Genomic DNA, 24,728 nt, shown 5'->3' with positions numbered 1-24,728 from the left:
CCGCCGCGGCCCGGCTCGGGCTGGGGCCGCGCACTGCCGCACTGGTGGCCGCCGGTCGCCCCGCCCGCGCCGCAGGCTGAGCCGCCCGGTGGGCTGAGCCCGCGCCACGGGGTGAGCCCCCGGGTGTACGGTGCCAGCATGCAGGGCACGGTGGCCAGCTACGACGCGGCGACGCGCAGCGGTGTCCTGCTGCTCGACGACGGCACCGAGATGCGTTTCCCCGCCCGGGCCTTCGACGCCTCCGGGCTGCGGCTTCTCCGGCTCGGCCAGCGGGTTCGCATCGACACCGATCCCGACGGCGAGGTTGTCCGGGTGACATTGCCGACGATGATCTGACCCGGCGAGCCCAAGTTCATTTTGCGTTTACCGTAATCGGGTGATTATGAGCGGGTGAGCACCCCTCGCGAGCAACCGGCCCACCCGCCCGCCACCGACCTTCGCAACGGCTCCCGTACGCGCGGCACCGATGGGCGCTTCCGCCCGTCCCGTGCCGAACGTGCCGGTGCCGCCCGCGCCGACACACTCGCCGACGATCCCGGTGCCGCCTCCTCCGGGCTGGACGAGGTCATCGACCCCGCCCCGAAGATCGCAGCGGACGGCCCGGCCGCCGGTGACGTCCACCAGGTCCTGCCCGACGACCTGCCGACCGGTGCCACACCGGAGGACGACGACGAGCCCTCGGCGGCCCCACCGCTGCCGGAGGACCGGTTCCTCAACCGGGAGCTGTCCTGGCTCGACTTCAACGCCCGGGTGCTCACCCTGGCCGAGGACCAGCGCACCCCGCTGCTGGAGCGGGCCAAGTTCCTGGCCATCTTCGCCAGCAATCTCGACGAGTTCTACATGGTGCGCATCGCCGGGCTGAAGCGGCGGCTCTCCGCCGGCCTGCCGGTGCGCGGCGGGGACCGGTTGCCCCTGCGTACGCAGTTGGAGCTGATCGCCGAGCGGACCGCCGCACTCGGTGCCCGGCACGCCGCCTGCTTCGTCGACGACGTGCTGCCCAAGCTGGCCGACGAGGGCATCCGCATCCTGCGCTGGGGCGAGCTGGGAGACGGCGAACGGGAGCGGCTGCGCACCTATTTCCGGGAGCACATCTTTCCGGTGCTGACCCCGCTCGCGGTGGACCCGGCGCACCCGTTCCCGTACATCTCGGGGCGGTCGCTGAACCTGGCGGTGGCGGTTCGTGACCCGGACGGCGGTTCGGAGCTGTTCGCCCGGGTGAAGGTGCCCAACAACGTCCCCCGCTTCGTCCGGGTGGACCGGGACCAGCCCGGCGTCCGGATGTTGCCGGTGGAGGACCTGATCTCGGTGCACCTGGGGCAGCTGTTCAGTGGCATGCAGGTGGTCGAGTGCCACCTGTTCCGGGTCACCCGCAACGCCGAGGTGGAGGTCGACGAGGACCGCGACGAGGATCTGCTCCAGGCCCTGGAAAGGGAGCTGGCCCGTCGGCGATTCGGTCCCCCGGTCCGCCTGGAGGTCGCCGCGTCCATCTCCGACCACATGTTGGAGCTGCTCGTCCGCGAGCTGGACATGGACGAGCAGGACGTCCTGCGGGTGCCCGGCCTGCTGGACCTGTCCGCGCTGTGGCAGGTCTACGGCGAGGCGGACCGGCCGGACCTGAAGGACCCGCCGTTCGTGCCGGCCACCCATCCCCGGCTCGCCGAGGGCGAGGTGCCGCGCAGCGTCTTCTCCACCCTGCGCGACGGGGACATCCTGGTGCACCACCCGTACCACTCGTTCGCCACCAGCGTGCAGCGCTTCATCGAGCAGGCCGCCGCCGACCCGAACGTGCTGGCCATCAAGCAGACCCTCTACCGGACCAGCGGCGACTCCCCGATCGTCGACGCGCTCGTCGACGCGGCCGCCGCCGGCAAGCAGGTGGTGGTGCTGGTGGAGGTGAAGGCCCGCTTCGACGAGGTGGCCAACATCGGCTGGGCCCGCACTCTGGAACGCGCCGGCTGCCACGTGGTGTACGGCCTGGTCGGCTTGAAGACGCACTGCAAGACCGCGCTGGTGGTCCGGCAGGAGGGCAACCAGATCCGTCGCTACTGCCACATCGGCACCGGCAACTACCACCCGAAGACGGCCCGACTGTACGAGGACTTCGGCATGCTCACCGCCGACCCGGAGATCGGCGCCGACCTCACCGACCTGTTCAACGTGCTCACCGGGTACAGCCGGCAGACCGCGTACCGGCGGTTGCTGGTTGCCCCGCAGGGCATCCGCAGCGGCCTCATCGAGCGGATCGAGCGGGAGATCTCGCACGTCCGCCTGGGCATGCCCGGCCTGGTCCAGTTCAAGGTCAACTCCCTGGTCGACGAGGGGGTGACCGACGCGCTGTACCGCGCCTCCCAGGCCGGCGTCCACGTCGACCTGCTCATCCGGGGCATGTGCACGCTGCGCCCGGGGGTGCCGGGGTTGTCGGAGAACATCCGGGTCCGCTCGATCCTCGGCCGGTTCCTGGAACACTCCCGGGTCTTCCGGTTCGGCAACAACGGCGAGGCCGAGTTCTGGATGGGTTCGGCCGACCTCATGCACCGCAACCTGGACCGGCGGGTGGAGGCGCTGGTGCAGGTGAGCGACCCGGTCGCCCGCGCCGAGCTGGACCATGTGCTCACCGCCGCGATGAGCCCCGACGTGGACGCGTTCGAGCTGGCCGGCGACGGCACCTGGACCCGGCGTACCGGCGGTGACAACGCCGCCCGGGCCCATCTGCAGGAACTGCTGCTGCGCCGCGTCGGTGGCACGGCCAGCTGACCGCGCAGCGCATAGGCTGAGCTGATGGTCGAGGAGGAGCAGAAGTACGAGGTGGACGACGCCTACGTGCTGCCGGACCTGGCCGGCACGGCCCCGGCCGGCGGTCAGGTCCGGGTGCTGCCACCGGTGACGCTTGTCGCCCGCTACCTCGACACTGTCGACCTGCGGCTGGCCCGGGCCGGTGCTTCCCTGCGCCACCGCCGGGGCGACGAGCTGCCCTGGACGGTGAAACTACCGACCGGGACGCCGGGCGTCCGGCACGAGATTTCCCGTGCCGGGCCGAAGGGGCAGCCGCCTCCGGAGCTGGTGGAGCTGGTCACCGTCCTGCACCGGGGGGCTCCGCTGGCCCCGGTGACAGTGGTGCGGACGGTGCGGCACGCGTACGAGGTGTGTGACCGGGCCGGCACTGTGCTCGCCGAAGTGGTGGACGACCGGGTGACAGTGCTCGACGACGCCGGCAGCACCACCGACACGTTCCGCGAGGTGGAGGTGGAGCTGAAGGCCGGCGACCGGAAGCTGCTCGACCGGGTCGGCGGGGTGCTGCGCGAGGCTGGCGCGCAGGGCGGGTCGTTCACGCCGAAGCACGTACGGGCGCTGGGCGCGACGGCGCAGGCCGATCCGGATCTGGTCGCGCCGGCCGGGCTGACCGCCGAGCCGAGCGCCGGTGACGTGGTGACCGAGTCGCTACGCAAGGAGATCCGCCGGCTGTTGGCGCACGACCCGCTGGTCCGGCTGCGCGCCCCGGCCGCCGGCGGCGACACCGCAGTGCATCAGATGCGGGTGGCCTGCCGACGCCTGCGCAGTGATCTGCGCACCTTCAAACCGTTGCTGCGAAAGACCTGGTCCCGCCCGCTGCGCACCGAGCTGCGCTGGTTGGCCGACGTGCTCGGCGCGGCCCGCGACGCCGAGGTGCTGCGCGCGCGGCTGCGCCGTACCGCCGACGCCGATCCGCTGAGCCCGCTCGACCGGGGCGCGGTGGACCGGCTCGACAAGGTGCTCGCCGAGCGGCAGCGGCAGGCGCTCACCGCGATCGACGAGATGCTGCGCTCCGCGCGCTACCTGGCCCTGGTGGACTCCCTGGTGCTGGCCGCCCGCGCGCCCCGGTTCACCCGCCGGGCGGCAGCGCCCGCCGCGCAGGCGCTACCCGCGCTGGTGGCCCGCCCCTGGCGGCGGTTGAGCGGGCCGGACGGCGTCGGCGGGCTCGACGCACAGTCGCCGGACGACCGTTGGCACGCCGTCCGCAGGGAGGGCAAGCAGGCCCGGTACGCGGTCAACGCGGTGGCCCCGACGGTCGGCAAGGACGCACGGCGGCTGTCCCGCGCACTCGCCCGGGTGCAGGACGTGCTCGGCGAGCACCAGGACGCGGCGGTGGCGGCGGACACCTGGTTGGAGATCGCCGCCGAGCGACCGGACGACCACGAGCTGGCGGTCACCGCCGGGCGGCTGGCCGAGCGGGAACGCCAGTCGGTACGCCGGATGCGGGGTCTCCTCCCGGCTGCCTGGCACCGGGCCACCCGGCGACGGCGCACCAGTTGGCTGCCGTGACGGGCATCCGGGCGGCAGGCGGGGTGGCCTGGCGGCCGACCGACGACGGCGTACGCGTCTGCGTGGTGCACCGCCCCCGTTACGGCGACTGGACGCTGCCGAAGGGCAAGCTGGAGCCGGGCGAGCACGCGCTGGCCGCGGCGGTGCGTGAGGTGGCCGAGGAGGCCGACGTGCGGGGCGTGCCGCAGGTGCGGCTGCCGTCGGTGCGGTACCGCAGCGAGGGGCAGCCCAAGCTGGTCGACTACTGGTCGATGCTCGCGGTGGCCAGTGGCGGCTTCCAACCGGACACCGAGGTGGACGACATCCGCTGGCTCGCGGTGGACGACGCGATCCGGTTGGTCAGCTACCCGCACGACGCCGAGGTGTTGGCGGCGTTCGCCGCGCTGCCGTCGGTGACGGCGACGGTCGCGCTGGTTCGGCACGCGCACGCCGGTAAGCGGGCCACCTGGTCCGGCCCGGACGTCGGACGGCCCCTGGACGCCGAGGGGTGGGCCCAGGCGAGCACGCTGGCCGAGCTGATCGCCCTGATCCGACCGGCCCGGCTGGTGTCGGCGTCGCCGCGACGGTGCGTACAGACACTCGACCCGGCCGCCGCGTTGCTCGACCTGCCGATCGAGGTCTGCGGCGACCTGGACGAACCACAACCGGGCCAGCAGAGCGACGAGCAGATCCTGGCCACCGCCGCCCGACTTCTGGAGCTGGCCGGCACCGGTGGGCAGTCGGCGGTGTGCAGCCAGGGCAAGGTCCTGCCGGGTGCCCTGGAGCGGCTGACCGGCCGCACCGATGAGGACTTCGCCACCCCGAAGGGCGGCGGGTGGCTGCTCGCCTTCGCCGCCGACCGGCTGCTCGCCACCGATCGCCTGTAGGGCCCGCGTTCGACGGGCCCGGCCTGGTCAGCGGGGCGGCAGGGTCAGTGTCACCGCGACCGGCAGGTGGTCGCTGGCCGTGCTGTGCGGCGCGACGGGATCGCCGGGGGTCAGGCCGGGCGAGACGAAGATGTGGTCGATCTGCTGGCGCGGGTCGTCCGCCGGGCTGGTCGCCAGTGGTCGGGCGGCGGCCAACGCGTCGACCAGGCCGGCCTTGGTGAACTCCGCGAACGCCTCGTCGCCCGGCTCGGTGTTCAGGTCACCCCCCACCACCAACGGCCGACCGGCCGCGTACCGGGTGGCGAAGTCGGCGACCGCGCGGGCCTGGACCACCGGGCCCTTGCCGGGTGGCGGTTGCAGGTGGGTGCTGACCACTGCGGTACGGACACCGTCGCCGAGGTCCAGCGTGACGGCGAGGGCCTGCGCTCCGGTGGGCGCGCCGACGGCGGCCAGCGGCAGCGTCCGCGGATCGCGTACCGGCCAACGGCTGAGCACCGCGTCACCCCAGACCGGGTCGGCGGCCGGCCCGAAGACGTACGGCATACCGAGCCGGTCTGACAACAGGTCCAGGGTGTCGTGGCCGCCGTTGAGCAGCCACGCCCGGTCGACCTCGCTGAGCAGCACCACGTCGGGCCGTTGCCGGTCGACGACCTGGGCGAGGCCGTTCAGGTCGAACCGGCCGTCCAGCCCGAACCCCATCCGGATGTTGTACGCCACCACCGTCAACCGTTCCGGTGGGCCGTCCCGGTTGCTGGCCACCGGTACCTCGTCGGCGAGCACCGGTGCCAGCAGGGCCAGCGCGGTGACCGCGGCGGCGGCCCGGAGCGGCGGAAACGGCCCGGGAAGCCGGTGGACGACGGGGCGGGCGGTGAACGCCATGGCGGCGATCAGCACGGCCACCACCACTGGCACCGCCGCGTTGGGGTAGCCGAGGTCGTAGGCCGAGTAGTAGCCGACCGCCCCCAGCGCGAAGACGAGCATCCCGGCGGCGACCGCGTACCCCCGCCGGGAGGCGCTGGTGCCACCAGCGGTGCCGGCGCTCGCGGTGTCGATGGCAGGCTGGCTGGCGTCGTCGGTCAGCGCGAGGCAGGCGCCGAGGCCGACAGCGGCGAGGAGGATGGCCGGCAGGAGCAGGTCGCCCCGGTCGAGGGCGAACAGCACAGCGCCGCCAAGCAGCGCCACCGGACCGTACGCCCGGCCCCACCCGCTGGGCGGCCGGGTCAACGCGGCGCACAGGAACCCGGCGACCGCCACCGGCACCGGCGCCAGGCCGAACAGCGGAGAACGAGCCACCCCGTCCCCGGCGACCAGGTACGACATCCCGGTTCGGGCCAGCGCCGGAGAGAGCGCCACCATCCCGGCCAGCAGCAGCGCCGGCCCGGCCAGCAGCCAGGCTCGACCACCACCAGGGCCCGCAGTGGCGTCAGCGGGGCCAGCGAGGGCGTTACCTGCACCGCCGCGCTGGCCGGCTTGCGCCGTGCCGGCCAGGAACACCGCCACCGCGACGGCGCTGAGCAGCCAGGCCACCCAGTCACCCCGCCAGACCAGGTCGACGGTGTCCAGCACCGCGTGCACTGCCGCGTTGACCGCGAACCCCAACGCCAGCCCCGGGACCGGACGGTCGGTGTCGGCGGCGACGCCGACCAGCCAGACCAGCCCGGCGAGCAACCCGGCGGTGGCCAACCAGAGCTGCGTACGCCCGCCGGGAGCGGCGGTGAGCGCGAGCCGGGCGACGGCGAGCGCGACAGCGGCGACGACAGTGACCGGGCGGGCTCCGACTCGGCGGACCACGGCGGGCGCGCCCATCGCGAGCACGAACCAGCCGAGGGCGAACGCCCCCATCAGCTCGGCCGGGGTGGACGCCGCCTGACCGAAGATGGTGATGATGCCGGGCAACCAGACCCGCAGCACGTCGATGAGGAGGAGCACGCCCAGCGCGAGCGTGCCGGTGGTGAGCTGGCGGTAGCGCACCGGCGCCCCATTTCCCGTCGACGGGCCGGCCCAGGGGTGGCCGGCACGGCGATTCTGCGCGAGCGCGCCAACCCGGTCAACGGTTCCCCGTACGCCGAAAAGCCGTCCGGTACGCCGAAAGGGCGCCCACCCACTGGTGGACGCCCTTGCGGTACCTGTCGGTCAGCGCTTGCTGGCCGCCTTCTTGGCCGGAGCCTTCTTCGCCGGCGCCTTCTTGGCCGCCGTGCTCTTGCTCGCCGCCGCGGTGGTCTTCTTCGCCGCGGTCGACCGGGTCGCGGCGGTGGTCTTCTTCGCCGCGGTGGTCTTCTTGCTGGCGGCCGTCTTGGTCGCCGTGGTGGTCTTGCTCGCCTTGGCCGGGGCGGTCTTCTTGCTGGCGGCCGTCTTGGTCGCCGTGGCGGTCTTGCTCGCCTTGGCCGGGGCGGTCTTCTTGCTGGCCGCCTTCGCCGTGGTCGCCTTGGTGCCCGCCGCCTTGGCGGTGGCCGCCTTGGTGCCGGTCGCCTTCGTGCCCGCCGCCTTGGCCGTGGCGGTGCTGGTGGTGGCCTTCTTCGTCGCCACCGTGGCCTTCGGCACCTTGCCGCTGGCCACCATTTCCTTGAACCCGGCGCCGGGGCGGAAGGTCGGGACTGACGTCTTCTTGACCTTCACCGCCTCGCCGGTACGCGGGTTGCGCGCTGTTCGCGCGCCACGCACACGCTTTTCGAATGCTCCGAATCCGGTGATCGCCACCTTCTCGCCCTTGGTGACCGCCGCCTGGACCTCGGTGAGGACCGCGTCGAGCGCGGCCGTCGCCATCTTCCGGTCCCCCAGGCGAACGGCGAGCGCCTCGATGAGCTCGGCCTTGTTCACGACTTCCTCCCGATTGTGCAACTGACTCGTTGCGAGCCATTCTGCGCGCACGGTATGCCCTGTGCTGTCGGGACACAAACATTCGGTAGAAAAAAGCCCTTGTGTCGTAACGGATTCACCCCCACCGGATGGACCGATGGGGGTGAAATCCGCTGTGCGGGCGGCCTAACGGCTATGCCACGGAGGGCAGGAACGGCAGCCGGCGCGCCTCGTAGGAGTCGATGTCGGCGGCGTGGCGGAGGGTGAGTCCAATGTCGTCGAGGCCCTCCAGGAGCCGCCAACGGCTGAAGTCGTCCAGCGGGAACGACCAGCTCGCGTCCCCGGCCCGGAGCTGGCGGGCGGTCAGGTCGACGGTCACCGCAGTGGTGGGATCCGCCTCGACCAAGTCCCACAACTCTTCGACGGCTTTCAATTCCAACTCGACCGGCAACAGACCTTCCTTGAGGGCGTTGCCGCGGAAGATGTCACCGAAGCGCGGGGCCACCACGGCACGGAAGCCCCAGTCCCGTAGCGCCCAGACGGCATGCTCCCGGGAGGAGCCGGTGCCGAACTCCGGACCGGCGATGAGGATCGACGCCCCGGAATAGTTTTCATCGTTGAGCACGAATGCCGGATCTTCCCGCCAGGCGCTGAACAGCCCGTCGGCGAAGCCCGTCCGGGTCACCCGCTTGAGGTACACGGCGGGGATGATCTGATCGGTGTCCACGTTGGACCGGCGCAGCGGCACGGCGGTGCCGGTGTGGGTGGTGAACTTGTCCATCTCGTCGGTCCCTTCTACAGGTCGGCGGGGGCGGCCAGCCGGCCGACCACGGCGGTGGCGGCGGCCACCGGCGGGGAGACCAGGTGGGTACGCCCGCCCCGGCCCTGACGGCCCTCGAAGTTGCGGTTCGAGGTGGAGGCGGAGCGCTCGCCCGGCTTGAGCGTGTCGGGGTTCATCCCCAGACACATGGAGCAGCCGGCGAACCGCCACTCGGCCCCGGCGTCGGCGAAGACCTTGTCCAGACCCTCGGCCTCGGCGGCCTCGCGCACGGCGGCGGAGCCGGGCACCACGAGCATCCGGACGCCGTCGGCGACCCGGTGACCGCGCAGTACGTCAGCGGCGGCCCGCAGGTCCTCCAGGCGACCGTTGGTGCAGGACCCCACGAAGACGACGTCGATGGGCAGCTCCCGCAGCGGGGTGCCGGGGCGCAGGTCCATGTACTCCAGGGCCCGGCGGGCGGCGGTGCGATCCGAGTCGGTGGTGAACTCCTCGGGGTCCGGCACCGGGGCGCTCAACGGCGCACCCTGCCCGGGGTTGGTGCCCCAGGTGACGAACGGAGTGATCTGGCTGGCGTCCAGGGTCACCTCGGCGTCGAAGCTCGCGCCCTCGTCGGTGGGCAGCGTCCGCCACCACGCCACCGCCGCGTCCCAGTCCGCGCCCTGCGGCGCGTTCGGTCGACCCTTGAGGTACGCGAAGGTGGTCTCGTCCGGCGCGATCATGCCGGCCTTGGCACCCCACTCGATGGACATGTTGGCGATGGTCATTCGCCCCTCCATGGAGAGGGCGCGGATCGCCTCGCCGCGGTACTCGACGATGTGCCCGCGACCTCCACCGGTGCCGACCTGCGTGATCAGCGCGAGCACCAGGTCCTTGGCGGTCACGCCGGGCGCGAGCTGCCCGGTGACGTTCACGGCCATCGTCTTCGGCCGGCTCTGCGGCAGCGTCTGGGTGGCCAGCACGTGCTCCACCTCGCTGGTGCCGATGCCGAAGGCGAGCGCGCCGAAGGCGCCGTGGGTGGCGGTGTGCGAATCGCCACAGACGATCGTCAGGCCCGGCTGGGTGAGACCGAGCTGCGGGCCGATCACGTGCACGATGCCCTGGTTGTCGTCGCCGAGGGGGTGCAGTCGCACCCCGAACTCGGCGCAGTTGCGGCGCAACGTCTCGATCTGCGTACGCGACGTGGGGTCCGCGATGGTGAGCAGGTCACCACGGCGGAGGCGGAACGCCGGGTCGGCGTACCCGGTCGGGGTGTTGTGGTCCTCGGTCGCGAGGGTCAGGTCGGTACGACGCACCCGGCGCCCGGCGAGCCGCAGCCCGTCGAACGCCTGCGGGCTGGTCACCTCGTGCAGCAGGTGCAGGTCGATGAAGAGCAGGTCCGGCTCACCAGCGGCGGACCGTACGACGTGCGCGTCCCAGACCTTCTCGGCCAGGGTCCTCGGCTCAGGAGTGACTCCCACCATCTGGACATCCTAAATTCTGGGAGGTAAGTTTCGGCTTGTGGGACACAGTATGAGCGGTGTCGGCGTTCTCGACAAGGCGGTGGTCATCCTGGCCGCCTGCGTGGACGGCGCCAGCCTGGCCGAACTCGTCGAACGCACCAAGCTGCCCCGGGCCACAGCACATCGCCTGGCCCAGGCCCTGGAGATCCACCGAATGCTGGTGCGTGACACCCAGGGCAGATGGCGGCCGGGCCCCCGCCTGGGCGAGCTGGCGAACGCCGCACCGGACGTTCTCCTGACCGCCGCCGAGCCGCTGCTGGCCGCGCTGCGCGACGCCACCGGTGAGAGCGCGCAGCTCTATCTGCGCCGCGCCGACGAGCGGATCTGCGTGGCGGCGGCGGAACGCGCCAGCGGTCTACGGGACACCGTTCCGGTCGGCTCGGTGCTGCCGATGACGGCTGGCTCCTCGGCCCAGATCCTGCTCGCCTGGGAGCCGCCGGAGGCGGTGATGCCGCTGCTGCCGCGCAGCAAGTTCACCGGCCGCACCCTCGCCGAGGTACGCCGCCGCGGCTGGGCGCAGAGCGTCGCCGAGCGGGAGGCCGGTGTGGCGAGTGTCTCCGCCCCGATCCGCGACCGCACCGGCCGGGTCATCGCCTCGGTCAGCATCTCCGGCCCCATCGAGCGCCTGGGCCGCCGCCCCGGCGAACGCCACGCCATGGCCGTAGTAAGAGCCGGCCAACGCCTATCCGGCCTCTAACCCCGACCCCACCCCCTCCCCCACTCCCCCCTCTCCCTCCCCTCACCCTCGCCGACCTCGGTGATCAAGAGGTTTGCGTCACGACGCGCTGAACCTGGTGACGCAAAGCTCTTGATCACCGGGAGCAGGGGCGAGCAGGGTGGGTGGGGACGGGGTTGGGCTGGGTTGGGGACGGCAACGAGAAAGGCTCATCCCGCGTAGCGGGATGAGCCTTTGGTTGTAGCCCCGACCGGATTCGAACCGGCGCTACCGCCTTGAGAGGGCGGCGTCCTGGGCCGCTAGACGACGGGGCCAGAACTTTTCCGTTCACCACCCTCACGGGCGGTGCGAATGTAGTCTAGCGGCACCGTACCCGGGCACGAGCGCGGGGTGCGCTGTCACCCGAGGGCCCGACGGAGGCCGGAACGGGCCCGGCGGCGGACACGAAACAGCCCGCCTCACGAGGTGAGACGGGCTGTGCACGCTGTAGCCCCGACCGGATTCGAACCGGCGCTACCGCCTTGAGAGGGCGGCGTCCTGGGCCGCTAGACGACGGGGCCAGAACAACTTTTGCTCCCCCACCTTACCGGTGGAGGAGCTGCACTCTACCGAAGACCACCCTCCGCCCCCGAAGGGGCGGAGTCGAACTCCGTCAGAATCCAGCGTCTGGAAATTCTCGCGAATTCCAGCAGCGCTGGGGTACCAGGACTCGAACCTAGACTAACTGAACCAGAATCAGTCGGGCTGCCAATTACCCCATACCCCATTGGCCCCTTGCGGCGCCGGGAGTGAACTTTACCCTCCCGGTGCCGGCAGGCCAAATCCGATCCCCCCGAACCACCCGTGAGCTGCGGAAACAGGGGCATCAGACGGATCAGGCGACGGGCACCACCGGGTTGGTGAGCTCGCCGATGCCGTCGATCCGCACGGTGACGGTATCCCCCTCGACAAGCGGGCTAACCCCGGCTGGAGTGCCGGTGAGAACGACGTCGCCGGGCAGCAGAGTCATCACGTGCGAGATGTACGACACCAGACCCGGCACGTCGAAGACCATGTCCTTCGTCCGGCCGAGTTGGCGTACCTCCATCTCCTCCGGGTTGCGACCCACCTCACACCGGATCTCCAGGTCGGAGACGTCCAGCCCGGTGGTGATCCACGGGCCGATCGGGCAGAACGAGTCGAAGCCCTTGGCCCGGGTCCACTGCCCGTCCGAACGCTGGAGGTCCCGAGCGGTGACGTCGTTGGCGCAGGTGTAGCCGAAGATGGCACGTTCGGCGGCGGCGCGGTCGGCGCGGCGCGCACCGGGCGCCCCGATCACGACCGCCAGCTCCGCCTCGTGCTCGACCTGCTTGGAGAAGATCGGCAGCCGGATGGCGTCCCGGGGGCCGATCACCGAGGTGGACGGCTTGAGGAAGAGCAGCGGCTCCTTGGGCACCTCGTTGCCGAGCTCGGCGGCGTGGTCGGCGTAGTTGCGGCCGACACAGACGACCTTGCTGGGCAGGATCGGCGAGAGCAGCCGGACGTCGGAGAGGGCCCAGCGGGCCCCACTGAAGGAGAGATTGCCGAACGGGTGGCCCTCGATCTCGGCGATGGTCAGGCCCTGCGGCCCGGCCTCCGCTTCGCCTTCGACGGCACCGAACGACATTCCCTTGGCATGGGCGAAACGAGCGATACGCACCCGGCCAATCTAGCGCCGCCGACGCCCAAACCGGCCAGGACCGGCGGTCGGGTGTGCTCAACCCGTCAGCGCGCGGCACCCTACCGGAGCTGGAGGTGACCGGGGCGGACTTCTCGACTTCGTACCCGCACGGAGGCGGCTCGCCCCTAGCGTCGGCTCCGGAGGTTCGTTCGTATGCCTGCATCGACACGACACCACAGAGCCCTCGCAGTGTTCGTGCACTGCCTCGGCATCCTCGCCGCCGTGCCGGCCCTGCCGTCGGCGGCTCCGGAGGCGGCGGCCGCGCCACGACCACCGGCCGCCACGCCACAACCGACGGCGGCCGCCCCACCACCACCGGCGGCCACACCAGCACCAGCGGGAACCCGGCCGCCGGTGGCGATGGTCGCGCGAGTGACCGAGCCCACCCCGCCGTCGGCGCCACCGGCGATGGCACCACCGACCCGGGCACCGGCGTCGGCGCCCCCGCAACAGGTCACGGTGGCGGTCGCCACGGAGAGCAGCCCGGCACCGAGGTACCGGATCCAGGTGCGCAACGTGAGCAACTCTCCGCTGGAGACCACAGTGCGTCAGGAACTGCCGCCCGGATCGTCGACGACCGCGATCAGCGGTGGTGGCCGGTCCACCCCGGCCGGCGGATCGGCCACCGAGGTGACCTGGCGGTTGCGGCTGCCCGCGCACAGCACCACCACCCTGGGCACCGCACTCGCGGCGACCGCGCCGGGCCAACCGCTGACCGCGCCGACCTGCGCGTTCACCAGTGACGGCAGCCGGCCGTACGACTGCGCCACGGCCACCTGGCAGGCGACAGCGGCACCGGCGGCCGAGGTGACCGAGGCGCCGCCGTGGCGCCGCTACCCGGTGCTGCTCGGCGGACTGGCGGTCCTGCTGCTGATCAGCGCCGCCCTGGTGTGGGTGTGGCGACGTCGGCGCGGGCGGCGGGTGACGGCTGCCGCGCTCTCCACCGGTGGCGGCGCCGAGGGTGGCCGCGGGACGGTCTACCCCCGCCCGGCAGCGCCGAGTCCGGTGCGGCGTCGGCGTACCCCGCCGGTCTGGATGTTGGTGGGTGCCGCCGTCGTGGTGCTGGCCGCTGTGGTCGGCACCGCGGGTTGGACGGCGACCCGGCAGGTCGCGGCGATCGACACGCAGAAGCAGCCCACCAGCGGCGCGTGGGTGGGCACCGGGGTCAACGGGTCGCTGGGCGTGCCGCTGCGCGAGTCAGCGTTCGAGTTCACCGTGTACCGGATGACCTGCGGCGCGCCCGGCACCGCCGGGAAGGCCGACGGCGGCGGTGCCGCACCGGCCAACGGGCGACGCTGCGAGGCCACAGTGGGTGTGCGCAACGTCACCGGCGACCATCAGCCCTGGCACAGCGAGCTGCAACGGGCGTACCTGCCCGGTGGGCGCTGGGTGAGCACCGACGAGTCGGCCACCCGGACGGCGAACCTGGGTCGGGACGTCTTCGCCGACCCGATGGCGGCGGGCACCCGGATGGTGCTCCCGCTGGTCTTCACCGTCGACGGGCGGGACCCGCCCCAGCAGCTGGAGCTGCGCAGCGGGGTGTTCTCCGCCGGGGTCCGGGTGCAGATGCCCTGAGAACGGCGTGCGGGCGGCGGTCGTACCCTGGGGTGCGTGACCGCCGCCCTCGCCCCCGCCGTGCTCGACGCGACGCAGTGGCAGGCCCGCCGACGGGCCCACGAGGAGCGGGTGGACGTCTGGCTGACCCCGCACCTGGCCCGGCGACGACGCGGTGAGCGGCATCCGGTGGCCGACTTCCTGTTCACCTACTACTCGCACCGCCCGGCCCAGCTGCGGCGCTGGCATCCCGGGCCCGGGGTCGAGCTGCTCGACGCCGATCCGGCCGAGTTCGGCCGCGACTACCGCGCCGGCACCGCCGGGGTCACCCTCGACACCGAGGGGGTACGCGCCCGGCGCGGCGAGTCGATCGCCTGGATCCGCTCCCTGCTGGAGGCGACGCGTGGACGTGCGGCGCACTTCGGCTGCTTCGGGATGCACGAGTGGGCGATGGTCTACCGGCAGACCCGGGAGGAGCTGCGGCACAACGCCTGGCCGCTGCGGCTCAGCGCGGAACGCACCGACGAGGTTGTCGAGGAGCGGGGCGTGCGGTGCAGCCACTTCGACGCGTTCCGGTTCTTCACGCAGCCGGCCCGCCCGTTGAACCTGCTCACCCCGACCCGGGAGACGCAGCACGCGCACGAGCAGCCGGGCTGCCTGCACGCCAACATGGATCTGTACAAGTGGGCGTACAAGTTGTCGCCGTTGGTCTCCTCGGAGCTGGTGGCCGACGCGTTCGACCTGGCCCGGGACATCCGCACGCTGGACATGCGGGCCAGCCCGTACGACCTGGCGGCACTCGGCTACCCGCCGGTGCGCGTGGAGACCCCGGACGGCCGGGCGGAGTACGCGGCGGCCCAGCGCGGGTTCGCCGAGCGAGCCGCCGTGCTGCGCGACCGGCTGCTCGCCGCCGTGCCGGCCTAGTCGCCGTCGGGGATCAGTCGTCGTCGGCGCGGCGGTCCCGTTTGCGCTGGGACTGGCGTTTCTTCTCGGCCAGCCGGCGTTCCTTGGCCCCACGGGACGGGCGGGTCGCTCGGCGGGCCGGCGGCGGGGGCGCGGCGGCCTCCCGCAGCAGGGCGGTCATCCGTGCCCGGGCCGCCTCCCGGTTGGCCAGCTGGGCCCGGTGCTCGCTGGCCGCGATCGTCAGCACCCCGTCGACGAGGCGGTTGGCCAGCCGGGCCAGCGCCCGCGGCCGCAGCCACTCCGGCACGGCCGGCGAGTTGGCCACGTCGTAGCTCAGCTCGACCCGGGAGTCCGCGGTGTTCACACCCTGCCCGCCCGGCCCCGACGAGCGGGAGAAGCGCTCCCGTAGCTCCCCGGCGGGGACGACCCACCGGTCGGTCACCCGCAGTCCGTCGTCCACGCCCCGAGGCTAACCCGCGACGACCCGCCAGGGGTCATCGGTGCGGAGGCTCACTCTGCGTCGGCGACTGGGTGGGCGCCGGCCCGGCGCTCTCCTCGTCGGAGCCGACGGCCGCGTACGCCACCGCGCCGAAGAGCAGCACCCCGATCACCGCGGCCTTCACGACGACGCCGCGGATCAGCGACCAGGCGCCCCGACGGGCGCCTGGCACCGATTTCTTGACGGTCTGGTAATCGTTCCACCCACGTCGTGCCCGGGCGTACGCAGACCCCACTGCACATCCGATGACCAGGCCCACCAGTAGGAGGACCGTGAGAAGAGGACGCTCCACCTCCGCCAGTATCCATACCGAGCGTAATATTTCCATGGTCCGATGCCGTCTGGCCGGATATCCGACAGTGGTGGCCCCCGTCAGGGCGTTCGGGCAGCTCAGCCGCCCTTGCCGATGATCGTGTCGGCGGTCTGCTGCACCTGGTCGATCGGGATGGCGAACCCGATGCCGATCGAGCCGTTTCCGTCGATGGTGGCGATGGCGGTGTTCACCCCGACCACCTCCCCGCGCGCGTTGACCAGTGGCCCACCGGAGTTGCCGGGGTTGATGGACGCATCCGTCTGCACCGCGCTGTGCCGGTTGTTGCCGAGCCGCACCTGCCGGTCGAGCGCGCTGACGATGCCTGCGGTGACCGTTCCGGCCAGACCGAGCGGCGACCCCACCGCGAGCACCGGCTCACCGACCCGGGTCGCGCCCGGTTTGGCCAGGGGCAGCGGGGTGAGACCGGCCGATGCCGGCACCTTCAGCACCGCCAGGTCGCTGCGCGGCTCCCGTCCGACCACCTCGGCGGCGAACCGGCGGCCGTCGGGCAGCTCCACGGTCACCGGCCCACCACCGGCCTTGGCCAGGATGTGGTCGTTGGTGATCAGGTGCTGCTGGTCGTCCACTGCGAAGCCGGAGCCGGTCGCGGACCCGCTGGTCGCGCCGCCGGCCAGCACCGACACCACCCCGGGTACGGTCCGCTCGGCCGCGGTGACCAGCTCGGCCGGCACCGGGGCGGCGGACGCCGCAGCCGGACCCCCAGCCCCGTCCCGGCTGGCCACCACGCCGCCGGCGAGAGCACCGGAGACGGCCGAGACCGCCACCACTGCCAACACGGCGAGCAGCCGCCCGGGCCGTCGCCCGCCCGGGTCGCGCTCGGGCGCGTCCCACCACCCGCGCCCGTCCGGGTCGAGTTCCGGTGAGATGAACCAGGGACCGCGCGGTTCGCCCAGTCCGGTCTGCACTGCCATGCGTACTCCTCACGGTCGACGTCGGTTGGGCGCGGCGGTCAGGGCAGCCGGGAGAACCAGCGCATCGAGCCGGCGGCGGCGCCCATCGCGAACACCAGTCCGAGGCCGATGAACCGGGCCGAGATGTCCTGCCGCTCGGTGCGGTAGCCGACCGAACTGCCGATGTCGTCGTAGACGGCCCGCAGCTCGTCGGTGGTGCTGGCCTCGTGGAACATCCCGCCGGTCTCCTCGGCGACCGCCTTGAGGGTCTGTCCGTCCACCGGCACCTGGATTGGTCGTCCACCTCGGTCGACGAACCCGGACGGGGTGCCGAACGAGATCGAGTGCACCGGCACCTCCGCCTTCACCGCTTCCGCCGCCGCCTCCATCGGGTCCATCCCGGAGGTGTTGGCGCCGTCGGAGAGCAGGATGACCCGGGCGGGTGGGGTTTCCTTCGCGGCCTCGCTGTCCAGGCTCTTGACCGCGCCGAGCGAGGTGTTGATGGCCTCGCCGATCGCGGTGCCCTGGACACCGGTGATGCCCTCGGCGAGCCGGTCGATCCCCTCGTCGAGGGCGTCCCGGTCGGTGCCCGGGGGCACCAGCACCGCGGCACTGCCGGCGAACGCGACGAGACCCACGTTGAACTCGTCGGGCAGACCCTCGACGAAGCGCCGGGCGGCTTCCTTCGCCGCGGCCAACCGGTCCGGTTCGACGTCGGTGGCGAGCATCGACGTGGAGACGTCCACCGCCACCATCACAGTGGCCCGTTCCCGGGGCACCCGAACCTCGGCGCTCGGTCGGGCGAAGCCGACCACGAGCAGCGCCAGCATGGCCAGGAAGAGCCCGGCCGGTACGTGCCGACGCCAGGCGGGCCGCTCCGGCGCCACCCGGTCCAGCAGCCGCAGGTTGGTGAAGCGGACCGCGTACCGACTGCGTCGCCGCTGCATCACCAGGTACGCGACGACCAGGGCGAGCACGCCGAGCAGCAGCCAGAGCCGCAGCGGCGACTGCCAGATCACGCGGCACCTCCCCGGGGCCGGCCGACCGGCGCGGCGGCCAGTCGACGCTGGGCGTGCACGTGCCGGACGATGTCCGCGCTCCAGTCGCCGTCGGTGCGCAGCGGCAGATGGGTGGCCCCGCTGCGGCGCAGCGCCTGGTGGACCTGTTCGCGCTGGGCTGCGGCGGCCTCGGCGTACCGCTCGCGCAGCCCACGGTCCGATGTGCACACCTCGCGGTGCCGACCGGTCTCCGGGTCGACGAGCGTGATCAGTCCGACGTCCGGTAGTTCCAGCTCACGCGGGTCGGTCACCTCGATCGCCAGCACCTGGTGCCGGACGGCCAGCCGGCGCATGGTCCGCTCCCAGGGCGCTGTCTGGCCGGGGTCGTCGGGCAGGCCGTCGAGGAAGTCGGAGACCACCACTACCAGCCCACGCCGGTTCGCGATCCGGTGCAGCGCGTCGAGGCCGTCGGCCAGATCGGGCGGTCGGGCCGCAGGCCCGCGCCCCGGCCGGTCGGTGGGCGCGGTGGCCCGGGGAGCGGCGAGCAGCGCGCGGAGCAGGGCAAGCAGATGGGTACGCCCGCTGCGGGCCGGGAAGCGGCGTACCCCGTCGGCGCGCAGCACCTGGGCGCCGAGGCGGTTGCCGACGCCCGCGGTCAGGAAGCCGACCGCCGCGACGGCGGCCACCGCCAGTTCCCGTTTGTCCAGCTCGGCGGTGCCGAACTCCATGCTGGCGCTGCCGTCGACGAGCAGCCAGGTGGTCAGCTCCCGGTCGGCGTCGACCTGCCGGACGTGCGGCACGGCGGTCCGGGCGGTCACCGCCCAGTCCATCCGGCGGACCTCGTCCTCGCCCGGCCGGTATTCGCGACTGCCGGAGGGTTCACTGCCGGGACCGGGCAGCAGACCACGGTACTGGCCGTGCAGCAGGCCGTTGAGTCGGCGGGTGACGGTCAGCTCCAGGCGGCGCAGGCGCTGGTCCGGGGCCAGCTCGGCCAGGCCGGGGTCGACGGGCGCGACGGTGGCGCGTCTCATGCCGCCGCCAGATCCGGTGTCTGCTGCGGGTGTCCGGTGGCCAGCCGGGGCGGCGGCACCGCCTCCACGAGCCGTCGCACCACGCTCTCCGCCGACACCCCGTCGGCCACCGCGTCGAAGGAGAGCACCAGCCGGTGGGCGAGGACGTCGACGGCAAGCTCACGGACGTCCTCGGGCAGCACGTACTCCCGACCCCGCAGCAGGGCCTGTGCCCGGGCGGCCGCGACCAGGCCCAGGGTGGCCCGGGGGCTGGCCCCGTACGCCAACAGCGGGGCGATCTCCGGCAGCCCGAACCGGCCGGGGTCGCGGGTGGCGAGGATGAGCCGCACCACGTACTCGGCCAACGCGTGGTGGACGAAGACCCGCTCGGCGTGAATCTGGAGGTCCCGCAGCCGTTGCGCGTCGAGCACCTGGCGCGGGGTGGGTCGGTCGGTGCTCATCCGGTAGAGGATGGCCAGCTCGTCGGCGTCGCTGGGGTAGTCGACCACCACCTTCATCAGGAACCGGTCGCGCTGTGCCTCCGGGAGCTGGTAGACCCCCTCGGACTCGATCGGGTTCTGGGTGGCCAGCACCAGAAATGGCTCCGGGACCGGCCAGCTGCGCCCGCCGATTGAGACCTGCCGTTCGGCCATCGCCTCCAGCAGCGCCGACTGGACCTTGGCCGGGGCCCGGTTGATCTCGTCGGCCAGCACCAGGTTGGCCATGATCGGGCCCAGCTCGATGTCGAAGGTCTCCTTGGACGCCCGGTAGATCCGGGTGCCGACGATGTCGGAGGGCACCAGGTCCGGGGTGAACTGGATCCGGGAGAAGGTGCCGCCGACCACTGTCGCCAGGGTCTGCGCGGCCAGTGTCTTGGCCACGCCGGGTACGCCCTCCAGGAGGCAGTGTCCGTTGGCGACCAGGGCGGTGAGCAGGCGTTCGACGAGGCGATCCTGCCCGACGATCACGCGTTTGACCTCGAAGAGGGTCTGTTCCAGCTCGATGCCGGTCGGCTCCGGATCGACCGGGCTGGGCATGCTGGCCAGGGTGTCCGAGATGTCCGTCACGGTGCTTGCTTCCCGGGCACAGGCTCGGCAAACGTGGGATTGTGCGGGCCGGACCGGTCCGGAGTGGCCGGAATCGGGATGAGCCGCACGGAAGGGTGACGACCGTCGCGAGCCCGCCGAGGGGTTACCAACCGGCCGGTGACCGACCAGGAAGCGCCCGACCGGCACGAACCGGTCGAGGACGGCCCTCGTGACCCATCGACCTCGGGACGGGCTGGCCGAGGTGCGGCCGGAGGGTCCGCGCGCCGAGCGGACCGGGTCCGGCCCCCGGCGCCACAGGCGACGGGGGCCGGATGTCGGGCCGATCAGGCGAGATGGACGACCAGGTGGAAGCCCAGGTCCGTCGGAGTGCCGGCCGAGGTGCGGGTCTGGACGAAGACCGCGTTGGGCGTGCTGAGCCGGGGCGCGACCGAGATCTCGCCGGCCGGCGGAATGCAGCAGGCGTCAGCCCGGCCGATGGTGGCCACGAGGACACCGGCCGTGACGTTGTGACCGAAGATCACCTCGTACTGACCGGTGCCGTACTTGATGACGGTGCCGGTGCCGCGCGCCTTGGTGCCGTTGGAGTTGACGACGACGATGGTGGTGGAGGCGACGAGCGTCGAGTTGGCCTTCAGCGCGGCCTTCGCCGTGCGGGCCGACTCGGCGGTGACCGGCGGTTGGGCGTTGCTGCCGCGTGCCGCCGGCTGGACCGTTTCCTGCGGCGCCAACGCCTGCGGCTGGGCGATAGCGATGCCCCCACCGGCGAGACTGAGCCCCAGGACGGCGAACGTTACCGCCGCCGCCTTACGTCGGAAGGATTTGCTCATGACAGGTCCCCCTTGTGTGACCGTGCGAATTCGGCCGACCCGCGGGGCGGGACGGATGACTGCCCATAAATAGGCGTACGACGACAGTCGGGCGGAAGAAAGCTGCCTCGCTCACACCCGACGAGATTGATTTCTTAGCAATCTGCATCCCATCTGAGCTGCGATTACTACTCAGAGTTGCGTCGTTTAAGCCAGATGGAACGTAGCACCAGAAAAAGCCGACAGTCAATAGTTGATCTCGCTTTTCCGGGGTGTCAACCAACCGTCAGATAATTGTGAAATGTGAGCGCATCGTCATTCATGAAATAGGTTCGCCGGGCCCGACTACGATCATCACGTGATCGTCGACGCGCTGCCCGCGCACCGAAGGGCTCGGCTCGGCACGGTGCTCTGCTGGCTTGCCGTCGTCCCCACCGCCCTCTGGGCGGCCGCCCGACTACTCGGCCTGGACCGGGGGCCGTTGGTGCAGGCGCTCGCCTTCACGCCGTACGTCGCGGGCGGCAGCGTCCTGGTCCTGGCCCTCGCGCTCGCCCTGCGGCGCTGGTGGCCGGCGGCGCTCGCGGCCCTGGCGGCAGTGGCGTTGCTCGGCACCGTCGCACCTCGGGCGCTGGCCAGCCCGCAGCCGGCGGCGGCCGGGCCGACAGTGCGGCTGCTCACCGCCAATCTGCTCGCCGGCGCCGGCGACGCGCGGACACTGGTGGAGTTGGTCCGACGACACCAGATCGACGTGCTCACCGTGCAGGAGTTCACGCCGGACGCGCAGGGCGCCCTGGATCACCTCGGCCTCGCCACGCTGCTGCCGCACCGGCAGCTCAACCCGGAGATCGGCACCCCCGGCTCCGGGCTCTACTCGCGGTGGCCGATCAGCGACGGCGGCGTCCGACGCAACCTCGACGGTTGGGGCTTCAGCCAGGCGTATGCGACGGTGTCCGTCCCCGGCGGGCCTCCGGTCCGCGTCGAGTCGGCCCACCCCTCGGCGCCGTACGCGCTGGACCAGGTGGGTGCCTGGCGCGCCGACCTGACCGCCCAACCACCGGCCACCCCGGACGGTGGCCTGCGAATCCTCGCCGGGGACTTCAACGCAACCCTCGACCACAGTCCACTGCGGGCCCTGCTGCGCAGCGGTTACGTCGACGCCGCCGATGCCGCCGGAGCGGGTCTGACCGGCACCTGGGGTCCGTACGACGGCGACCTCATCCCACCCGTCACCATCGACCACGTCCTGGTCGACCACCGGATAGCGGTCCGCTCGGTGCAGGTCTTCGCCCTGCCCGGCAGCGACCACCGCCCCGTCCAGGCCACCCTCACCCTCCCCACCCCCTGACCGGGGGCGGGGAGGCGGGGAGTCAGACGGAGGTGGGGGCCAGGCCGTAGGTGAGGGCGTCCACCAGGGCGTGCCAGCTGGCCTCGACGACGTTGGGGTGGACGCCGACAGTGGTCCAGTCCCGGCCACCGCCGTCGGAGGTTTCCAGCAGGACCCGGGTGACAGCGCCGGTGCCGTGGCTGCCCTCCAGGATGCGCACCTTGTAGTCGGCCAACTCGAAGTCGCGCAGCTGCGGATAGTGCCGCGCCAGCCCCACCCGCAGCGCCTCGTCGAGGGCGTTGACCGGGCCGTTGCCCTCGGCGGTGGCGATCACCCGCTCACCGCGAACCCGGATCTTGACGGTCGCCTCGGAGACCACCGCGCCGTCCTCGCGGTGCTCGACCAACACCCGGTACGACTCCAGGGTGAACGGTCGGGCCGGGCTGCCCTCCGGCAGCTCGGAGCGGACCAGCAACTCGAAGGACGCATCGGCCGCCTCGAAGGACCAGCCACCCGCCTCCAGCTCCTTGACCCGCTTGGTGACCCGGGTCAGGGCGTCCGGGCTGCCGGCCAGGTCCAGGCCGAGCTCACGACTCTTGAGCTCGACGCTGGCCCGACCGGCCATCTCGGTGACCAGGATCCGCATGTCGTTGCCCACCACCGACGGGTCGACGTGGTTGTAGAGCAACGGGTCGACCTTGATCGCGCTCGCGTGCAACCCCGCCTTGTGAGCGAAGGCAGCGGCCCCGGCGTACGCCTGGTGGGTGTCGGGGGCGATGTTGGCGATCTCGGCGATGGCGTGCGAGACCCGCACCATCTGCGCCAGGCAACCCTCCGGTAGGACGGGCATGCCGAGCTTGAGTTGGAGGTTGGCGACTACCGCGAAGATGTCCGCGTTGCCCGGGCGTTCGCCGTACCCGTTGGCGGTGCCCTGCACGTGGCGGACCCCCGCCTCCACGGCGGCGATCGTGTTGGCCACCGCGCAGGCGGTGTCGTTCTGGGCGTGCATACCGAGCAGCCCGGCGTCGATCCCCAGCCTGTTCGTCAGGTCGTGGATCACGGCGGTCACCTGGGACGGCAGCATGCCGCCGTTGGTGTCGCAGAGCACCATCCGCTCGGCGCCGGCGGCGAGCGCGGTCTGCACCACGGCAGCGCCGTACGCGGGGTCGTGTCGGTAGCCGTCGAAGAAGTGTTCGCCGTCGACGAAGACCCGTCGACCCTCGCGGACGAGGTGGTTGACGGTGTCGTGGATCATCGCGAGGTTCTCCGCGCCGGTGGTGCGCAGCGCGCGCTCGACGTGCCGGGTGTCGGCCTTGGCGACCAAGGCCACGGCCGGGGTCTGCGCGTCCAGCAGGGCGCGCACCTGGGGGTCGTCCGCGACCGCAACGCCGGCCTTGCGGGTGGCGCCGAACGCGACGAGTACGGCGTGCCGCAGGTCCAGCTCGGTACGGGCGCGGCGGAAGAACTCGGTGTCCTTGGGCACCGCGCCCGGCCAGCCGCCCTCGATGAAGCCGACGCCGAACTCGTCGAGCAGCCGGGCCACGGCCAGCTTGTCGACCACCGAGTAGGTGAGTCCCTCGCGCTGAGCGCCGTCGCGCAACGTGGTGTCGAAGACCTGGAACGTCATCAGGATCCTTTCTCGGAGCAACAAAAAGACCTCCCGCGGATGCGGGAGGTCTGCGCGCTCGGCAGAGGGGAGAGCCGGCGCGCTAGGTCGCAATAATCAGGGCGGTGCTGGTCACGATGGCCACTCTGCCACCCCTCCCCTGTTTTTGGGAGGAACAATCCACATAGCGGGATGGTGACGGAGGGTTCGTTCGCCCCGAACTGCCGCTCGTGATCGGCTTCACAAGCCACCGGGCCACTCATCTTGGGAAACAGCCATGCGGAAGCATCTGGAGCGGATCCGATGACGGCCACCGTGCCGTCTGCAAGGAGGACCTGTGCTCACCGTCAGTGACCGCTTACCTGAGCACAGACTCGCCGCCTGCGTATCGCTGGGCGCCAACAACGCGTCCAGGACGATCAACCACACGTCCCACGAGGGCACGTGGTGTGTGGTCTTCGTCGGGCCGATGGATTTCACCTCCATCAGCCCGACGGAGATCGCCGACGAGACCCCCGCCGCCGGAGTCTGACCATGGGCCTGGACGCGATCAGGGCAGCCCTGCCGGAGTACGCCAAGGACATCAGGCTCAACCTCGGCTCCACCATCGGTTCCTCGGCGTTGACCCCGGTGCAGACCTGGGGCACCGCGCTGGCCTGCGCGGTGACCGCTCGCAACCCGGTGGTGCTGCGGGAGATCGCGGCCGAGGCGCTCGGGCACCTCGGGCCGGAGGGTGTCGAGGCGGCCAAGGGCGCTGCGGCGATCATGGCGATGAACAACATCTACTACCGGGCCAAGCACCTGATCGGCGACGAGCGGTACGCCTCGATGCCGGCCCGACTACGGATGCAGATCATCGCGAGGCCGGGGGTGGACAAGGGCGATTTCGAGCTCTGGTGCCTCGCCGTGTCGGCCGTCACGGGCTGTGGGGTGTGCCTGGAGTTGCACGAGAAGAAGCTGCGCGGCAACGGCTTCACCAGGGAGCAGCTGCACGAGGCCCTGCGGATCTCCGCCGTGGTGCACGCCGCGGCGGTCACCCTGGACGCCGAGGCCGCACTGGCCTGAACACGTACGCCCCGACGGGCCGATGCCGCACCTCGCGGCCTCGGCCCCCTGCCGTACGCGCTTCGGCCCGTCGC

Annotated in this window: 23 protein-coding genes and 3 tRNA genes; 10 read left to right on the top strand and 16 right to left on the bottom strand. The window is 72.1% G+C overall.

Annotated features, from left to right (window positions below):
• The 4 genes from GUI43_RS35125 to GUI43_RS13570 form a co-directional block, all read left to right on the top strand.
• On the top strand, positions 1-336 hold a 336-nt coding region (locus GUI43_RS35125; protein ID WP_428842208.1), incomplete at its 5' end, for a cold-shock protein.
• A 54-nt stretch (positions 337-390) separates the two neighbouring features.
• The gene (locus GUI43_RS13580; protein WP_112582027.1) at positions 391-2,754 is read left to right on the top strand and encodes an RNA degradosome polyphosphate kinase; all 2,364 of its coding nucleotides are present in this window, start codon (positions 391-393) and stop codon (positions 2,752-2,754) included.
• A gap of 24 nt (positions 2,755-2,778) precedes the next feature.
• On the top strand, positions 2,779-4,299 hold the full coding sequence (locus GUI43_RS13575) for a CYTH and CHAD domain-containing protein (protein WP_112604361.1): 1,521 nt from the start codon (positions 2,779-2,781) through the stop codon (positions 4,297-4,299).
• Positions 4,287-5,165 carry an NUDIX hydrolase gene (locus tag GUI43_RS13570; protein ID WP_112582029.1) on the top strand — a complete coding sequence of 293 codons (879 nt, stop codon included), beginning with the start codon at positions 4,287-4,289 and terminating at the stop codon, positions 5,163-5,165. The genes GUI43_RS13575 and GUI43_RS13570 overlap by 13 nt, the downstream gene beginning before the upstream one ends.
• A gap of 27 nt (positions 5,166-5,192) precedes the next feature.
• Here the strand turns inward: GUI43_RS13570 and GUI43_RS13565 are convergent, their stop codons facing one another.
• The 4 genes from GUI43_RS13565 to leuC form a co-directional block, all read right to left on the bottom strand.
• A complete protein-coding gene (locus GUI43_RS13565) occupies positions 5,193-7,136 on the bottom strand; it encodes an endonuclease/exonuclease/phosphatase family protein (protein ID WP_112698917.1) in 1,944 nt (647 codons plus the stop codon).
• 162 nt (positions 7,137-7,298) lie between these two features.
• Positions 7,299-7,982, bottom strand: coding sequence for an HU family DNA-binding protein (locus GUI43_RS13560; RefSeq protein WP_181518641.1), 684 nt, complete (start codon positions 7,980-7,982; stop codon positions 7,299-7,301).
• A gap of 172 nt (positions 7,983-8,154) precedes the next feature.
• On the bottom strand, positions 8,155-8,742 hold the full coding sequence (gene leuD / locus GUI43_RS13555; RefSeq protein ID WP_091393128.1) for a 3-isopropylmalate dehydratase small subunit: 588 nt from the start codon (positions 8,740-8,742) through the stop codon (positions 8,155-8,157).
• Between the two features lie 14 nt (positions 8,743-8,756).
• Positions 8,757-10,202 (bottom strand): 3-isopropylmalate dehydratase large subunit, encoded by a 1,446-nt coding sequence (leuC, locus tag GUI43_RS13550; protein ID WP_112698916.1) that lies wholly within the window; start codon positions 10,200-10,202, stop codon positions 8,757-8,759.
• A gap of 49 nt (positions 10,203-10,251) precedes the next feature.
• Here leuC and GUI43_RS13545 point away from each other — a divergent pair, with 49 nt between their 5' ends.
• Positions 10,252-10,938, top strand: a complete 687-nt coding sequence (locus GUI43_RS13545; protein ID WP_091393133.1) for an IclR family transcriptional regulator — start codon at positions 10,252-10,254, stop codon at positions 10,936-10,938.
• Positions 10,939-11,158: 220 nt separating this feature from the next.
• Here GUI43_RS13545 and GUI43_RS13540 read toward each other — a convergent pair.
• From GUI43_RS13540 to GUI43_RS13525, 4 genes are all read right to left on the bottom strand, one after another.
• Positions 11,159-11,231, bottom strand: a tRNA-Glu gene (locus GUI43_RS13540).
• 173 nt (positions 11,232-11,404) lie between these two features.
• Positions 11,405-11,477: transfer RNA gene (locus GUI43_RS13535), tRNA-Glu, on the bottom strand.
• Positions 11,478-11,611: 134 nt separating this feature from the next.
• A tRNA-Gln gene (locus GUI43_RS13530) sits at positions 11,612-11,683 on the bottom strand.
• Between the two features lie 108 nt (positions 11,684-11,791).
• Positions 11,792-12,595 (bottom strand): fumarylacetoacetate hydrolase family protein, encoded by an 804-nt coding sequence (locus GUI43_RS13525; RefSeq protein WP_091393135.1) that lies wholly within the window; start codon positions 12,593-12,595, stop codon positions 11,792-11,794.
• A gap of 174 nt (positions 12,596-12,769) precedes the next feature.
• On the opposite strand from GUI43_RS13525, the gene GUI43_RS13520 reads away from it, so the two are divergent.
• Both GUI43_RS13520 and GUI43_RS13515 read left to right on the top strand, forming a co-directional pair.
• Entirely contained in the window at positions 12,770-14,191 is a 1,422-nt protein-coding gene (locus tag GUI43_RS13520; protein ID WP_112698915.1) for a hypothetical protein, read from the top strand.
• A gap of 36 nt (positions 14,192-14,227) precedes the next feature.
• Positions 14,228-15,094 (top strand): 3-methyladenine DNA glycosylase, encoded by an 867-nt coding sequence (locus GUI43_RS13515; protein ID WP_112582035.1) that lies wholly within the window; start codon positions 14,228-14,230, stop codon positions 15,092-15,094.
• Positions 15,095-15,107: 13 nt separating this feature from the next.
• On the opposite strand, the gene arfB is transcribed toward GUI43_RS13515, so the two are convergent.
• The 7 genes from arfB to GUI43_RS13480 form a co-directional block, all read right to left on the bottom strand.
• Entirely contained in the window at positions 15,108-15,533 is a 426-nt protein-coding gene (arfB, locus tag GUI43_RS13510; protein WP_091393146.1) for an alternative ribosome rescue aminoacyl-tRNA hydrolase ArfB, read from the bottom strand.
• Positions 15,534-15,567: 34 nt separating this feature from the next.
• Positions 15,568-15,744 (bottom strand): hypothetical protein, encoded by a 177-nt coding sequence (locus GUI43_RS34560; protein WP_244220481.1) that lies wholly within the window; start codon positions 15,742-15,744, stop codon positions 15,568-15,570.
• A 218-nt stretch (positions 15,745-15,962) separates the two neighbouring features.
• Positions 15,963-16,817: a S1C family serine protease gene (locus tag GUI43_RS13500; protein ID WP_112582039.1), complete on the bottom strand. Its 855-nt coding sequence runs from the start codon at positions 16,815-16,817 to the stop codon at positions 15,963-15,965.
• 38 nt (positions 16,818-16,855) lie between these two features.
• Positions 16,856-17,815, bottom strand: coding sequence for a VWA domain-containing protein (locus GUI43_RS13495; protein WP_091393157.1), 960 nt, complete (start codon positions 17,813-17,815; stop codon positions 16,856-16,858).
• Positions 17,812-18,825, bottom strand: coding sequence for a DUF58 domain-containing protein (locus tag GUI43_RS13490; protein ID WP_112604373.1), 1,014 nt, complete (start codon positions 18,823-18,825; stop codon positions 17,812-17,814). Before GUI43_RS13490 ends, GUI43_RS13495 begins: the two co-directional genes overlap by 4 nt.
• Complete coding sequence (locus GUI43_RS13485) at positions 18,822-19,871, bottom strand: AAA family ATPase (RefSeq protein WP_112582041.1); 1,050 nt, start codon at positions 19,869-19,871, stop codon at positions 18,822-18,824. Before GUI43_RS13485 ends, GUI43_RS13490 begins: the two co-directional genes overlap by 4 nt.
• 305 nt (positions 19,872-20,176) lie before the next feature.
• Positions 20,177-20,680, bottom strand: a complete 504-nt coding sequence (locus GUI43_RS13480) for a hypothetical protein (RefSeq protein WP_112698914.1) — start codon at positions 20,678-20,680, stop codon at positions 20,177-20,179.
• 340 nt (positions 20,681-21,020) lie between these two features.
• Between GUI43_RS13480 and GUI43_RS13475 the strand changes: the two genes are divergently transcribed.
• The gene (locus GUI43_RS13475; protein ID WP_428842209.1) at positions 21,021-22,004 is read left to right on the top strand and encodes an endonuclease/exonuclease/phosphatase family protein; all 984 of its coding nucleotides are present in this window, start codon (positions 21,021-21,023) and stop codon (positions 22,002-22,004) included.
• A gap of 22 nt (positions 22,005-22,026) precedes the next feature.
• Here GUI43_RS13475 and cimA read toward each other — a convergent pair whose 3' ends face one another.
• On the bottom strand, positions 22,027-23,610 hold the full coding sequence (cimA, locus tag GUI43_RS13470) for a citramalate synthase (RefSeq protein ID WP_112582045.1): 1,584 nt from the start codon (positions 23,608-23,610) through the stop codon (positions 22,027-22,029).
• A 316-nt stretch (positions 23,611-23,926) separates the two neighbouring features.
• Here cimA and GUI43_RS13465 point away from each other — a divergent pair, with 316 nt between their 5' ends.
• Complete coding sequence (locus GUI43_RS13465; RefSeq protein ID WP_112698913.1) at positions 23,927-24,121, top strand: thioredoxin domain-containing protein; 195 nt, start codon at positions 23,927-23,929, stop codon at positions 24,119-24,121.
• Positions 24,122-24,123: 2 nt separating this feature from the next.
• Complete coding sequence (ahpD, locus tag GUI43_RS13460) at positions 24,124-24,654, top strand: alkylhydroperoxidase, AhpD family (RefSeq protein WP_112582048.1); 531 nt, start codon at positions 24,124-24,126, stop codon at positions 24,652-24,654.
• Positions 24,655-24,728: the final 74 nt, after the last annotated feature.

The organism is Micromonospora noduli (assembly GCF_003264365.1).
Classification (GTDB): Bacteria; Actinomycetota; Actinomycetes; order Mycobacteriales; family Micromonosporaceae; genus Micromonospora; species Micromonospora noduli.
This window is presented reverse-complemented; position numbering and strand designations above follow the sequence as displayed.